General features: G+C 64.3%; 9 protein-coding genes. 4 read left to right on the plus strand and 5 right to left on the minus strand.

The window, feature by feature from the left end:
• Window positions 1-740: 740 nt before the first annotated feature.
• On the plus strand, window positions 741-1,250 hold the full coding sequence (locus J5J10_RS15560) for a GNAT family N-acetyltransferase (RefSeq protein WP_211930552.1): 510 nt from the start codon (window positions 741-743) through the stop codon (window positions 1,248-1,250).
• Window positions 1,251-1,372: 122 nt separating this feature from the next.
• Here the strand turns inward: J5J10_RS15560 and J5J10_RS15565 are convergent, their stop codons facing one another.
• The 3 genes from J5J10_RS15565 to J5J10_RS15575 all read right to left on the minus strand — a co-directional run bounded on the left by J5J10_RS15565 (window position 1,373) and on the right by J5J10_RS15575 (window position 6,805).
• The gene (locus tag J5J10_RS15565; protein ID WP_211930553.1) at window positions 1,373-3,586 is read right to left on the minus strand and encodes an FAD-dependent oxidoreductase; all 2,214 of its coding nucleotides are present in this window, start codon (window positions 3,584-3,586) and stop codon (window positions 1,373-1,375) included.
• Window positions 3,587-3,606: 20 nt separating this feature from the next.
• Window positions 3,607-4,815 carry an acetyl-CoA C-acetyltransferase gene (locus J5J10_RS15570; protein WP_211930554.1) on the minus strand — a complete coding sequence of 403 codons (1,209 nt, stop codon included), beginning with the start codon at window positions 4,813-4,815 and terminating at the stop codon, window positions 3,607-3,609.
• A 196-nt stretch (window positions 4,816-5,011) separates the two neighbouring features.
• Window positions 5,012-6,805, minus strand: coding sequence for an acyl-CoA dehydrogenase C-terminal domain-containing protein (locus tag J5J10_RS15575; RefSeq protein ID WP_211930555.1), 1,794 nt, complete (start codon window positions 6,803-6,805; stop codon window positions 5,012-5,014).
• Window positions 6,806-7,166: 361 nt separating this feature from the next.
• On the opposite strand from J5J10_RS15575, the gene J5J10_RS15580 reads away from it, so the two are divergent.
• From J5J10_RS15580 to J5J10_RS15590, 3 genes are all read left to right on the plus strand, one after another.
• Complete coding sequence (locus tag J5J10_RS15580; protein ID WP_211930556.1) at window positions 7,167-10,796, plus strand: peptidoglycan-binding protein; 3,630 nt, start codon at window positions 7,167-7,169, stop codon at window positions 10,794-10,796.
• Window positions 10,797-11,000: 204 nt separating this feature from the next.
• Window positions 11,001-11,927, plus strand: a complete 927-nt coding sequence (locus J5J10_RS15585; protein ID WP_208548384.1) for a sulfite exporter TauE/SafE family protein — start codon at window positions 11,001-11,003, stop codon at window positions 11,925-11,927.
• Window positions 11,927-12,724, plus strand: coding sequence for a TIGR02186 family protein (locus J5J10_RS15590; protein ID WP_211930557.1), 798 nt, complete (start codon window positions 11,927-11,929; stop codon window positions 12,722-12,724). Before J5J10_RS15585 ends, J5J10_RS15590 begins: the two co-directional genes overlap by 1 nt.
• Here the strand turns inward: J5J10_RS15590 and J5J10_RS15595 are convergent, their stop codons facing one another.
• Both J5J10_RS15595 and J5J10_RS15600 read right to left on the minus strand, forming a co-directional pair.
• Complete coding sequence (locus tag J5J10_RS15595; RefSeq protein WP_211930558.1) at window positions 12,725-13,240, minus strand: helix-turn-helix domain-containing protein; 516 nt, start codon at window positions 13,238-13,240, stop codon at window positions 12,725-12,727. It abuts the gene before it with no gap.
• Window positions 13,240-13,818 (minus strand): TetR/AcrR family transcriptional regulator, encoded by a 579-nt coding sequence (locus J5J10_RS15600; protein WP_211930559.1) that lies wholly within the window; start codon window positions 13,816-13,818, stop codon window positions 13,240-13,242. The genes J5J10_RS15595 and J5J10_RS15600 overlap by 1 nt, the downstream gene beginning before the upstream one ends.
• Window positions 13,819-13,901 lie beyond the last annotated feature (83 nt).

Below are 13,901 nucleotides of genomic sequence, written 5' to 3' on the forward strand. Positions count from 1 at the left end.
CCGGGCGCCGGGTGTGCCTGTGGGGCACGGAGGGGAGCGCGGGGTATGCATGCGGCGCGGGCCAACGGACCTGACAAGTCCCGGCGGCGCATGCGGGGTGGGGTTTATCCTCCACCGGAAACCCGACGCTCCCGCAGAGAGACCGAAGTCGCGGATAAAAACCGCCGAACGGGGTACCGGAAGGTACCACATACTAACTAAACGAGGTGCCCCCGGTACCCCGTCCGCTTCCCCTGTGTCTGGAGTTGAGGGGAAGACATTACAGGTGATGCCGAACCGGAGGGGGAGAGCCTCTACGGGGTTTTGGGGTGCGCGGATTTTGGGAGGGGATGGATTGAGGAGATGGATGATGCAGCGACACTTGGAGATGGCAGCGCATGCCCCTCATCCGCCTGCCGGCACCTTCTCCCCGCTCGCGGGGAGAAGGGAGATGGAGCGCCGGCGGTACCACGAGTCCCTTCTCCCCGTGTCCACGGGGAGAAGGTGGCGGCAGCCACCCGGCACAACTGGCCAGCCCCGATGCTTCGACGCGCCTGCGGCGCACCTCAGCATGAGGCTGGAGAGAGGCAGCAACGAACGACTTGAGCTCTGGCGAAAAGCCGGCCGGGTGGCGACAGCCGGTTGAGGGGCGGGTGTACTGGCTGCAAGACACGAGCCACCTCCATGACGACGGGCGCCGGGGTGGACTTGGCAGGCGCTCTGCCGCAAGGAGAAGCGGACATGACAAAGAGGCAGACGCGATGATTACGACGGAGAGGCTGGAGCTCAGGCGGCCGGACATGGAGGACTTCGAGGCCTATGCGGCGATGTGGTCGGATCCGGAGGTGTTGCGTCATATCTCGCCGAAGGGGTTTTCGCAGGAGGAAATCTGGGGACGGTTCCTGCGGCAGGCGGGCGGTTGGCATTACATGGGCTATGGCTATCTCACCGTGACCGAACGGGCGAGCGGGCGCATGGTGGGACAGGTGGGGTTCCAGGATCTGAAACGGGACATTAAGCCATCACTCGCGGGCACGCTGGAAGCGGGCTGGACCTTTCTTTCCGCCGTTCGCGGACGAGGCTATGCCAGCGAGGCGGCGATGGCGCTGTTCGACTGGGGATCGGCAAACTTTGCCGGGCGACGGGCGACCGCGATCATTTCGCCCGAGAATAGCGCCTCGCTGAAAATCGCCGGAAAAGTGGGGCTGAAACCGTTCGCACGCAGCAGCTATCACGAGAGGGCGGTGATCATGTTCGAGCGGGTGCTGTGACCGGCGGCGGGCGCATTCCTGTGGCGCGCGGCGGCCTCGGGCGATACGTCCGCCGAAGACTGAACGAGAACGGCCCGGGTCAGACCCGGGCCGCATGGGTGTCACCGAGGGATGCGCGCCGGTCAGGCGGCCTTGGCGCCTTCGCCGTAGGGATCGAAGCGGCCGTAGAAGGTTTCGCCCCTGGCCGCCATCTCCTTGAGCAGAGGCGTCGGCTGGAAGTGGTCGCCGTACTCCTTCGCGAGGCGTTCGCAGAGGCTTACGAAGGTCTTCACGCCCATGCCGTCGATGTAGGAGAGCGTGCCGCCGGTATAGGGGGCGAACCCGAAGCCGAGGATGGAGCCGACATCGGCCTCGCGCGGATCGGTGACGATGCCCTCCTCCATGGTGCGGGCGGCTTCCAGCGCGATGGTGACGAGCAGGCGCTGCTTCAACACCTCCATGTCGACATCGGCGGGGTTCTTCTGCGGGTAGAGATCCTTGAGGCCCGGCCACAAGAATTTCTTCGCCGGCTTGGCGGGATACTCGTAGAAGCCCTTGCCGTTCTTGCGGCCGCGACGGTCGAGATCGTCGACCATCTTGTCGATGAGTTTCATGTGTCCCGGCTTGACGGAGGCCTCGCCCAGATCGGCGATCGAGGCGCGCATGATCTTCTGGGAAAGATCCACCGCGACCTCGTCGTTGAGCGAGAGCGGGCCGACCGGCATGCCGGCGAACTTGGCGGCGTTCTCGATCATGACCGCCGGCACGCCCTCGGCCAGCATGTCATAGGCCTCGTTGATGTAGCGGAAGACGCAGCGGTTGACGTAGAAGCCGCGCGTGTCGTTGACGACGATGGGGGTCTTCTTGATCGCCGCGACGTAATCGAGCGCGACGGCCAGCGCCTTGTCGCCGGTGTCCTTGCCGAGGATCACCTCGGTCAGCATCATCTTCTCGACCGGCGAGAAGAAGTGCACGCCGATGAACTGGGCCGGGCGCTTCGAGTTCTGCGCGAGACCTGTGATCGGCAGGGTCGAGGTGTTGGAGGCGAAGATCGAGGTTTCGGGCAGCACGGCCTCGACCTTCTCGATCACGTCCTTCTTGACGTTGCGGTCCTCGAACACCGCCTCGATGACAAGATCGGCATCCTTAAGCGAGGCGTAGTCGTCACTGGGGGTGATGAGGGAGAGCAGCTTCTCGCCCTCCTCCTTGGTCATCCTGCCTTTACCAATGGAGCCCGTGACGAGGCCTTCGGAGACGGTCTTGCCCTTACCGGCAGCCTCCATGTCGCGGTCGATCAGGACGACCGGAATGCCGGCGGCGGCGGTGACATAGGCGATGGACGCACCCATGAAGCCGGCGCCGACCACGCCGACCTTCTTCAGCTCCGTCTTGTCGACCCCTGCCGGGCGGCGGGCGCCCTTGCCGAGCTCCTGCATGGAGACGAAGAGCGAGCGGATCATTGAGAAGGCCTCGGTGGTCTGCAGGATCTGGGTGAAATAGCGCTGCTCGATGCGAAGGCCGGTATCGAACGGGACCTGCAGGCCCTCGTAGACGCTTTTCAGGATGGCGAGTGCCGCAGGATAGTTGCCGGCGGTTTCGCGACGCAGGATGGCGGATGCGGCCGGCCAGAGCTGGGCCGCGGCCGGGGTCCAGATGCCGCCGCCGGGGGCCTTGAAGCCCTTCTCGTCCCAGGGGGCTACGGGCTTCAGCCCGTTCTTGATCATCTGCTTGGCGGCGGCGATCAGCTGGTCCGGTTCGACGACCTCGTGGACGAGGTTCATGGCCTTGGCGCGGGCGGCGGTGAGGCTGGAGCCCGTCGTCATCATCTGCAGGGCGTCCTGCGCATTGGCAAGGCGCGGCACGCGCTGGGTGCCGCCGGCGCCGGGGAAAATGCCGACCTTAACCTCGGGCAGCGCCAGCTTGACGGACTTGGCATTGGAGGCGACGCGGCCATGGCAGGCGAGCGACAGTTCGAAGGCGCCACCCATGCAGGTGCCGTTGATGGCGGAAACCCAGGGCTTACCGTTCAGCTCGATCTTGCGCCAGAGCCAGGTCATGCGACCGGCGGCGTCGAAGAGTTTCTTCACGGCGCCGGCGGGGTCCCTGGCGCGCTCTTCCTCGATCATCGAGAACATGCCCTTGAGCATGGTCAGGTCAGCGCCGCCGGAGAAGGTCTTCTTGCCCGACGTGAAGACCACGCCCTTGACCTTGTCGTCGGCGACGGTCTCGTCGACGATCCGGTCGATCTCGTCCATCACCTCGACGGTGAAGACGTTCATCGACTTGTCAGGCATGTCCCAGGTGACGAGAGCAATGCCGTCTGCGTCGGTTTCGATGGTGAAATTCTTGTAAGTCATAGCTTTTCTCCTCCCGACGATCAGACGCGTTCGATGACGGTGGCCGTGCCCATGCCGGCGCCGATGCAGAGCGTGACGAGGGCAGTGTTCAGGTCGCGGCGTTCCAGTTCGTCGAGCACGGTGCCGAGGATCATGGCGCCGGTAGCGCCGAGCGGGTGGCCCATGGCAATCGCGCCGCCGGCGACGTTCATCTTCAAATGGTCGATCTCGAAACGCTGCATGAAGCGCAGGACGACCGCGGCGAAGGCTTCGTTCAATTCGAACAGGTCGAAGTCGGAGATCTTCATGCCGGTGCGGGCAAGCAGCTTTTCGGTGACGTCGACCGGGCCGGTGAGCATCAGAGCCGGGTCGGAGCCGATATTGGTGAAAGCGCGGATGCGGGCGCGGGGTTTCAGGCCCATGGCCTCGCCACCGGCCTTGGAGCCGACCAGCACGGCAGCGGCACCATCGACGATGCCTGAGGAGTTGCCGGCATGGTGGACATAGCTGATGCGCTCGACTTCCGGGTGGGCCTGGATGGCGACGGCATCGAAGCCGCCCATCTCGCCCGGCATCTGGAAGGAGGGCTGCAACTGCGCCAGCGACTGCATGTCGGTGCCGGGGCGCATGTGTTCGTCACGGTCGAGGATCACGAGGCCGTTTACGTCCTTCACCGGGATCACCGACTTCGAAAAATTGCCCTTGGCCCAGGATTCACCGGCGCGCTTCTGACTTTCGACAGCATAGGCGTCGACGTCGTCGCGGCTAAAGCCGTACTTCGTGGCGATCAGGTCGGCGGAGACGCCCTGCGGCATGAAATAGGCTGGGAAGTTGACGGAGGGGTCCATGTACCAGGCGCCGCCCGACATGCCCATGCCGACTCGGGACATGCTCTCGACACCGCCAGCGATGACGATGTCGTCGGAGCCGGCCTTGACCTTGCCGGCGGCGAGGTTGATGGCATCAAGGCCCGAGGCGCAGAAGCGGGAGATCTGCATGCCGGGCGCCTTGAAGTCGTAGCCTGCCTCGAAAGCGGCGGCCTTGGGGATGACGGCGCCGGCTTCCATGACCGGATCGACGCAGCCGAAGATGATGTCGTCGACCGTCTTGGTATCAAGACCGTTACGGTCGCGCAGGGCTTCCAGCGTCTTTGCCGCCAGCCGCGGCGTCGGCACCTCGTGCAGCGAACCATCCTTCTTGCCGCGCCCCCGGGGGGTACGCACGTGATCGTAGATGAAGGCGTCTGTCATTGGTTTCTCTCCCTTGCTGGCAACCGGGTTGCCTTGGAATTTCGCGTTTGCAGCCCCTCATCCGGCTGCCGCCACCTTCTCCCCGTTCAACGGGGAGAAGGAATATGCCGCACCGTTTCCGCATCCATCGACGCCGCCGGTGGGGCGTCCCCTCTCCCCGCATGCGGGGAGAGGGTCAGGGTGAGGGGCAAAGGCCTCAAAACGCTTCCGCCGCCATTTCCATCATGGTGTCGGCGCCGGCTTCGATCCGGGTCTTGCGCAGCGCCGTTTCGGGCATGATGCGTTCCATGTAGAAGCGGCCGGTCAAAAGCTTGTTCTGGTAGAAGTCGGCATCGCCGGTGCCGGCGGCAAGGGCTTCGTTGGCGGATTTCGCCATCTTTGCCCACATGTAGCCGAGCACGACGAGGCCGAAGAGGTGCATGTAGTCGGTGGAGCCGGCGCCGGCATTGTCGGGCTTGGCCATGGCGTTCTGCATGAACCACATGGTGGAGGCCTGGAGGTCGTTCAGGCCCTTCTTGAGGCCCTTTGTGTAGACCACCATCTTCTCGTCTTCGCGGTTTTCCTCGCAGAAGGCGCCAATCTCGTTGAAGAGGGCCATGACGGCGCGCCCCCCGTTGAGGCCGAGCTTGCGGCCGACCAGGTCGAGCGCCTGGATGCCGTTGGCGCCCTCGTAGATCATGGCGATACGGGCATCACGCACGTACTGGCTCATGCCCCATTCCTCGATGTAGCCGTGGCCGCCATAGACCTGCTGGGCCATGACGGCATGATCGAAGCCCTTGTCGGTGAGCACGCCCTTGAGGATCGGGGTCATCAGGCCGAGCAGGTCGTCGGCCAGCTGCTTTTCCTTCTCGTCGCCGGAGCGATGGGCAATGTCGGACTGCAGCGCGGTCCAGAGCGTGAAGGCACGACCGGCCTCGGTGAAGGCCTTGATGGTCAGCAGCGAGCGGCGGATATCCGGATGAACGATGATCGGGTCGGCCTTCTTGTCGGGCGCCTTGACGCCTGACAGCGAGCGGCCCTGGATGCGTTCGCGGGCATAGTTCGCGGCGTTCTGGTAGGCGATCTCGGCGATCGACAGGCCCTGGAGGCCGACGCCGAGGCGGGCCTCGTTCATCATGACGAACATGGCCGCGAGGCCCTTGTTCTCGGCACCGATCAGGTAGCCGGTCGCCTCGTCATAATTCATGACGCAGGTGGCGTTGCCGTGGATGCCCATCTTGTGCTCGATGGCGCCGCAGGTCACGCCATTGCGGGCGCCGACGGAGCCATCCTCGCCGACCATGAACTTCGGCACGATGAACAGCGAGATGCCCTTGGTGCCCTCGGGCGCACCCTCAATGCGGGCGAGGACGAGATGGATGATGTTGTCCGTCATCGAGTGTTCGCCGGCGGAGATGAAGATCTTCTGGCCGGAGATCTTGTAGGAGCCGTCACCGTTGGGCACCGCCTTGGTGCGCAGCAGGCCGAGATCGGTGCCGCAATGGGGTTCAGTGAGGTTCATGGTGCCGGACCAGGTGCCTTCGACCATCTTCGGCAGGTAGGTGGCCTTCTGCTCTTCGGAGCCGTGGACGAGGATCGCCGCGATCGCGCCCTGGGTCAGACCCGGATACATCATCAACGCCATGTTGGCGGACGACATGTATTCGCCGACAGCAGAGTGCAGCGTGTACGGAAGACCCTGCCCACCGTATTCGGCGGGAACGGCAAGGCCGAGCCAGCCGCCCTGGCAGTAGGCATCATAGGCTTCCTTGAAGCCCTTCGGCACGGTGACCGTGGCATCGTCGTGGCGGGTGCAGCCTTCCTGGTCGCCCGAGAGATTGACGGGAAACAGCTGTTCCTCGGCGAGTTTCGCCGCCTCGCTGACGATCGCCTCGATCATGTCGGGGGTCGCATCCTCGAAGCCGGGCAGGTTGTGATAGCGGTCAATGCCGAGGACGTTGTTCAGGACGAAAAGCGTGTCGTTCACCGGGGCCTTGTAGACAGGCATGGGTCATCTTCCTCCAAGACGTATCGCCGGCGGGCCGGCCAGATCATGCTTCCAATAAATATTGACGTTTGCGTAAACGTCAATGGAAAAGTTTCCCGATCCGACCTCCCCAGCCGCATCCACGAGAGCCCCTTCCCACCAGCCATCATGGCGGACGCGCTTCTACAATTCGTTAAAAATTTTTTAGATCGCTTAACGCGTTGTTTACCACGTTTCGTGAATTGTTGCCGATGAAACACGACGCGGCGAAGCATGCCGGGCCGAGCCACCGGACGCGAGTCGGCTCACCCCGCAAGCCAGCCGTACCGCAAGACCAAATGGCCGGCGGATGATCCCCGGAACCGTCGAAGCGAGCAGCAGAATGAACCGATCGCGATCTCACCCACCCCGCGCGGACAAGACGTCTTCACTCGACGCGCTCAGCCGGACGATCGAAGGACTGGAAGCTCGAATCGAGGGGCTGATGACCAGCACGTCGACACGCGGGCCGATGCCGGCGCGCGACGATGCGCCCTTGCGCGGACGCGCAGCACCGATGCGGGCGGATCGTTTCGACCCGCTGCAGGAAATCCGCGAGCGGCAGAGAGCGCTTGAAGCGTCGCGCCATCGCTCCTCGGAAAACCGCATGGCGCCGCCGCGTCGAGAGACCCCTGCGACCCGCGAGGAGGCGCCGCTTGCCGATATCACGCAGGCGCTGCTCACCCTGCGGCAGGAACTGAAAGCCGATCTCTCCGACAACCTCGCCCGCGAACTGCGCGACGTGCGTCAGGAACTGCGCGACCTGAAGTCGATCGCGACCACACATACACCCGACGAGGATCTGCGCGCCGACATGAACCGGCTGGCGCAAAGCATCGGCCGGCTCGAACCGGCGGCCGGGACATCCGGCAATGCGCTGCGGCGCGAATTCGAAGAGCTGCGCTCGCTGATGGACGGCCTGGCACGCGAGGACTCGGTCCGTGGCATCGAGGGACGGCTGGAGAGCCTGGACGGCGAACTGCTGCAGGACGAACTCGGCCGGCTGGCCATGCGGCTCGACGACATCAAGACCCAGATCGGCGGCCTTGGCGATAATCGCGCGATCCGCTCGGTCGAGGATAAGCTGCTGACGGTGGCGAAAGCGCTGGAGCAGATCGGATCGCACATGGATCCGGGCGAGCAGCGGCTGCAGGAACAGTTTGCCGGCCTCGACCTCAGGCTCGATGAAATCAGCCGCGCGATCGTGGCAAGCAATCGCGGCAGCTCCGCGCCGGTCGATACGCGGGCAATGGAGCGGATCGAAGACCGGATTGCGGCACTGGCCCGCCAGATCGACACCCTTTTCAGCGAGCCGCCGGCACGCGACAGCGGCGTCGACGAGATGGCGCGCAGGCTCGACCTGCTGGCCGACCGGGTCGAGGAACTGGCGAGCGATGGCGCGGCCGGCCGGCTCGAGGAACGGCTCGACCATCTGGCACAACTGCTGCAAAAGCCACAACAGCATGCGGCGCAGCCGGATCTGGCCGATGCGCTGTACGACATTTCGCGCAAGATCGACGCGCTCGAAACCGGCGCCGTCAACGATCAGCTTGCCGAACGGCTCGAGCGGCTGGCACGCGTCATCGAGGGACTGGAAGAACGCACGGCGCAACCGGCGCCGGCCGACGACCGGTTGCTGCGAAGCCTGGACGACCGGCTGGCCATGATCGCCGAGCGGCTTGATGACACCCTGCGGGCGCCGGCACAGGACAGCGAGGCGCTTCGCGGCCTTGAGGACCAGATTGCCCATCTCTCCAGCCTCTTCAACGGCGCCTCACCCAACCTCGCTGAAGGCGGCGGTGAACTGACCGGGCGTATAACGGCGCTTGAAGACTATGTGGCGACGAGCGACGAGTACATCATCGAGGCGGCCCGCCAGGCAGCCGAAGCGGTGATGGCGAACTATGCGCAGTCCGGTCGTGGCGGAAACGCTCCGACAGGTGCGGACGCCGAGACCGTCGCGGCCCTCGCCGACAGCCTGAAGCATCTGCAGGACATCAGCCGCAACACCGAGGAACGCAGCCACCGGACGCTGGAAAGCCTGCAATCAACCCTGCTCGACATCGCGGACCGCCTGGAAAAGCTCGACCGCGAGCCGATGGCGGCATCACACGTGGTGGCAAACCCGGTTCCGCCGCAGCCGGCGATGGCTTTTGCAGGTGGCGCGCCGGAGGGCCGGCCGCAGCAGGAAGCAACGGCATTTGCCCTTGACAACGAACCGCTGGACCTTCTCGCCGACGATGGCGTGCACACAGACGCGGAGCCCCGCGCGCCGTCAAAGCCCAGCCTGCTCGCGGGGCTCGGCAAGCGGCTGATACCTGGCCGCAAGAAGGACGATGGCGCGCCCGCGGCACGGCAGATGGTGGAGCCATCGCCGTCCATCGATCCCGCCGACGTGCTGCCGTCGGACGAGGCCAACGAACTGATCGAACCCGGTTCCGGAGCGCCTGATGTGCGCAAGATCCTGGAACGGGTACGCGCCTCCAAGGCCCGTGGCGGCGAGGCCGGCTCCCTGCCACCGCTCGCCGAGGGCGACCGCGCGGACTATATCGCAGCGGCACGTCGCGCGGCACAGGCGGCAGCCATCGAGGCGAGCCAGACACCGGCGGTCGCAGGCGAAAAGCCGTCCAGTGGAAAGGACGGCTCATCCATGCTGTCGCGCTATCGCCGGCCGATCCTGATGGCGGCGGGCGCGATCCTGCTGGTCGTCATGGCGATGCCGCTGGTGCGCACGCTGACGAAGGGCGCCAGCGCTCCTCAGCCGACCATCGAGACGACAACCAAACAAACCGATGTGGCACCGGCGACGGTGCCGGAGCCGCAAGCGACGGCGCCCGCCGCACCGCTTGCAGCACCGACTGAAGAGAGCCCTACCGACGAAAGCAGCCGGCTGGTCCAACCACCAGGCGCTAATGATCCCGCAATCGCCACGCTTGCCGCTCCGAGCGAGACCGGAGAGGTTTCGGCCGGAGAGACGAGTGTCGGCCAGAACGACATGACGGTCGCACCGCTGGCAGAGCCGGCGCCGGCAACCGAGAGCCTGACGGCCGACGCAGCACCGGACGGAGGCAGGTCCGAAGCCGCCGCCGCATCGACACCGACGGCTTCGCCAACCTACGAAGTTCCGGCATCCATCACGCCGCCATCGCTGGCCAAGGCCGCCGCCGAAGGCGATCCCAAGGCATTGTTCGAGATCGGCGCCCGCTACACCGAAGGCCGCGGCGGACTGGGCACCGACCTCGCGCAAGCCGCGCTCTGGTACGAGCGCTCGGCGGAGAAGGATTTCGCGCCGGCACAATACCGGCTCGCGAATCTTTACGAAAAGGGCACGGGCGTTAAGCGCGACATGGAACAGGCGCGCCAGCTCTATGAGATGGCCGCCGCGAAGGGCAATGCGAGTGCAATGCATAACCTTGCGGTGCTCTATGCCAACGGCAGCATGGGCGAGCAGGACTATGCCAAGGCGGCCGAATGGTTCGGCAAGGCGGCCGAGTTCGGCGTGGCCGACAGCCAGTTCAACCTCGCTATCCTTTATGCGCGCGGCAACGGCATCCCGCAGGATCTCGAGGCCTCCTACAAATGGTTCGCGATCGCCGCACGCGATGGCGACAAGGATGCCGCCCAGAAGCGCGACGACGTGGCGAACGCCATGAAGCCGGAACAGCTGGAGCGCGCCAAGGCGCAGGTCGAGAGTTTCAAGGTCCGTCCGCTCGACGTCGATGCCAATGCCGTTGACCTGCCGGACGAATGGGTCGGCAAGGGTACGAAGACGGCCAGCGTCGACATGAGCAAGGTAATCCGCAACGTTCAGGCGATTCTCGGCAATAACGGCTTCGACGCCGGGCCTGCCGATGGCGTTATGGGGGCGAAAACCGTCGCTGCGATCAAAGCCTTCCAGAAATCGATCGGCCAGAAGGAAACAGGCAAAATCGACGATGCCCTGGTGACCGAACTGCTGGCGCGCAACAAGTGACGCCGGCGTCATAAAAGGTCTAAAATCGGGCCTTATCGACGACGCCAGAATTGACTCACGCGCCCCGGGGGCGCATGACGGAAACCAACGCAAAGCCAAGCACGCCAAAGGCTTGGGTGTTTTCGCCAACTGCTCCCGACGGCCATGGCACGGCCCCGATGGAGCAGGTCTCCGCTGCGGCCAATCACATATCGGGGCCCGATCGTGACAATCTATCTGCCGATCGCAGAATTGTCTGTAAACGTATTCATCATCCTCGGGATGGGTGCGGCTGTCGGATTCCTGTCCGGCATGTTCGGCGTGGGCGGTGGCTTCCTGATCACGCCGCTCCTGATCTTCTACAACATTCCGCCCGTCGTGGCGGTTGCGACCGGCGCGAACCAGGTTGTCGCCTCATCGGTATCAGGCGCGATCACGCATTTCCGGCGTGGCACGCTAGACATCAAGCTTGGACTCGTTTTGCTCGCCGGCGGCCTGGTCGGCGCCACGGCCGGCGTCGGCATCTTCTCGTGGCTCCGGCGCCTAGGCCAGCTCGACCTGATCATTTCGCTGCTCTACGTCGTCTTCCTCGGCACGATCGGCTCGCTGATGCTGATGGAAAGCCTGAGAGCGCTGCGGCGGGCGGCGAACAACCAGCCGATCAACCTGAAGCGGCCGGGCCAGCACAACTGGGTGCACCGCCTGCCCTTCAAGATGCGGTTCAAGAAGTCGAAGATCTACCTGAGCGTCATCCCGGTGATCGCGCTCGGCTTCGGCATCGGCATCCTGACCTCGGTGATGGGCGTGGGCGGCGGCTTCATCATGGTGCCGGCGATGATCTACCTGCTGCGTATTCCCACCAATGTCGTCGTCGGAACCTCACTGTTCCAGATCATCTTCGTGACGGCCTACACGACCGTCGTGCAGGCGATGACCAACTATTCCGTCGATGTGGTGCTTGCCTTCATCCTGATGATCGCGGGCGTGATCGGGGCACAATATGGTGTAAGGGTGGGCCAAAGGCTGCGCGGCGAGCAGTTGCGCGCGCTGCTCGGGCTTTTGGTCCTTGCCGTCGGCCTGCGTCTGGCGATCGAGCTTGTCATCACCCCGGAGGACCTGTTCTCCGTTGCCGTGGGGAGCTTCGCCAACTGATGCGCCCTCTCGTTTCCCTCCTTGCCGGCCTGATGTTCTGCGCCACCTCGGCAATGGCGCAGAGCCCGCTGACGCCGAGCGTCGATGGCACGGAAGGACTGGATATCGGCACCTCGACCAGCGAGATCGCCATCACCTCCGACTTTCGCGGCGCCGACCTGACGATCTTCGGCGCGCTGACGAATCCGGACACCCTGCTGCTTGCGATCGGGCAATACGACGTGATCGTGACGCTGGAAGGGCCGCGTGCCGACGCCACCGTGCGGCAGAAGGAACGGATTTTCGGTATCTGGATCAACCGCTATTCGATGACGTTCGAGCGTCCGCCGGAATCCTATTCGCTCGCCAGCACCCGGCCGGTGGAGGATATCGCCGACCAGCAGGTGCTGAACCAGCTGGGCGTCGGGCTGAACCATATTCCGTTGACACCGGTCGGCTACTTTTCCAGCACCAACAGCCTGGGTGACTTTCGCGAGGCCTATCGCCGGCTCAAGCAGAGCGGCGGGCTCTACCAGAGCGAGACGAACGGTGTCCGCTTTGTGTCCTCCAGCCTGTTCAAGGCAACGCTACGGCTGCCGGCGAACATTCCGGACGGGGTTCATATCGTTCACGCCTATCTGTTCAAGAGCGGCGAATTCATTACCCAGAAGGAACTGCCGCTCAGGGTGATCAAGACAGGTCTCGAACAGACCATCACCGAGGCGGCGCATCAAAGCCCGCTCGGCTATGGATTGTTTTCAGTGATGCTGGCGCTGATCACCGGCTGGGGAGCAAGCGTGCTGTTCCGCAAGGACTGATCAGCCGGCGGCGTCCTGGCGCGCCTTGACCTCGAGATAGGCATCGGTGAGTCGCGCCAGCGCCGAGGGAGTGCCTGCAGGCAATGGCTTGCCGAGATGCAGAGCGCGCAACTCGTCCATGAACTCGTTCCAGAACGAACGCCCACCGTTTTCAAGCAATTCGGCGCGGATCGCGAGGTCTTCCGAGACCGGCCGGAAGCGGCGTCCCCAGGCGCCCATCTCGGCGAGCAGCGGGACCAGCGCAATCGACATCTCGGTCAGGCTGTAGAGCGCCTTCTGTCGATGCGAGGGATCGTCCTCGCGCGTCAGCATTCCAGACTCGACCAGCCGCTTCAGCCGGTCGGCGAGAATGTTGGAGGCAATGCCCTCCTCCGAATTGCGCAGGATCTCGCGGAAATGGCGGCGATTGCCAAACATCACGTCGCGGATGACGATCAGGCTCCAGCGGTCGCCCAGCACTTCGAGCGTGAGATTGATGGGGCAGCCGGAGCGGTGTTCCTCAATCGTTTTCGCCATCATCGGATCGCCCTTGGCGCCATTTCGACAAGCGTGGCGGCGGCGTCGCCGGCGGTTTCCATATAGCTCGGATCGCGATTGAGGAGAACGACGGCGAAAGCGCCATCGATCAGCAGCACCATCTGGCGGGCGAGCGCGCGCGGCTCTCTGATGCTATCTTGCTCAAAGAGACCGCACAGCCAATCTTCAAGCCTCTGCTTGTGGGCCTTGCCTATGACAATCGCCGGATGACCGGGTAGATTGGCGAGTTCTGCAGCGGTGCGCAGGAAACCGCAGCCTTTCCATTTTTCGTGGCGCGCGGCCCGGGAGAGACCGTGAAACAGGGCGCGAATGCGCTCCGGCAGCGGCCCTTCGGCTTCCGCATACCAGCGCTGGAACCAGGCGAAGTTCGGCCGGTCGCGGCCTTCCAAATAGGCAGCGACGAGATCGTCCTTGCTCTCGAAATGGTAGTAGAGCGTGCGTTTGGTGACGCCGGCCTCGCCGGCGATGGCATCGACGCTGACGCGCCTTATGCCCTCGTCGTAGAAGAGCTTGGCGGCGGCGGCGATGATACGGTCGCGCGTTGAGGTCGATGGCATGTCCATGTGGTCAATGTATACCGACCAGTGAGTGTCCACAACGGTGCGAAGTTGCTAAGCCTCGGTGGCTGACACAACAGGGA

Source organism: Ciceribacter sp. L1K23 (assembly GCF_018122705.1).
Taxonomy (GTDB): Bacteria; Pseudomonadota; Alphaproteobacteria; order Rhizobiales; family Rhizobiaceae; genus Allorhizobium.

What these genes read in the sequence shown, in the direction of transcription:
- J5J10_RS15570 (WP_211930554.1), bottom strand. Translation starts at nt 4,815, where the DNA reads ATGACAGACGCCTTCATCTACGATCACGTGCGTACCCCCCGGGGGCGC.
- J5J10_RS15565 (WP_211930553.1), bottom strand. Translation starts at nt 3,586, where the DNA reads ATGACTTACAAGAATTTCACCATCGAAACCGACGCAGACGGCATTGCT.
- J5J10_RS15600 (WP_211930559.1), bottom strand. Translation starts at nt 13,818, where the DNA reads ATGCCATCGACCTCAACGCGCGACCGTATCATCGCCGCCGCCGCCAAG.
- J5J10_RS15575 (WP_211930555.1), bottom strand. Translation starts at nt 6,805, where the DNA reads ATGCCTGTCTACAAGGCCCCGGTGAACGACACGCTTTTCGTCCTGAAC.
- J5J10_RS15595 (WP_211930558.1), bottom strand. Translation starts at nt 13,240, where the DNA reads ATGGCGAAAACGATTGAGGAACACCGCTCCGGCTGCCCCATCAATCTC.
- J5J10_RS15560 (WP_211930552.1), top strand. Translation starts at nt 741, where the DNA reads ATGATTACGACGGAGAGGCTGGAGCTCAGGCGGCCGGACATGGAGGAC.
- J5J10_RS15590 (WP_211930557.1), top strand. Translation starts at nt 11,927, where the DNA reads ATGCGCCCTCTCGTTTCCCTCCTTGCCGGCCTGATGTTCTGCGCCACC.
- J5J10_RS15580 (WP_211930556.1), top strand. Translation starts at nt 7,167, where the DNA reads ATGAACCGATCGCGATCTCACCCACCCCGCGCGGACAAGACGTCTTCA.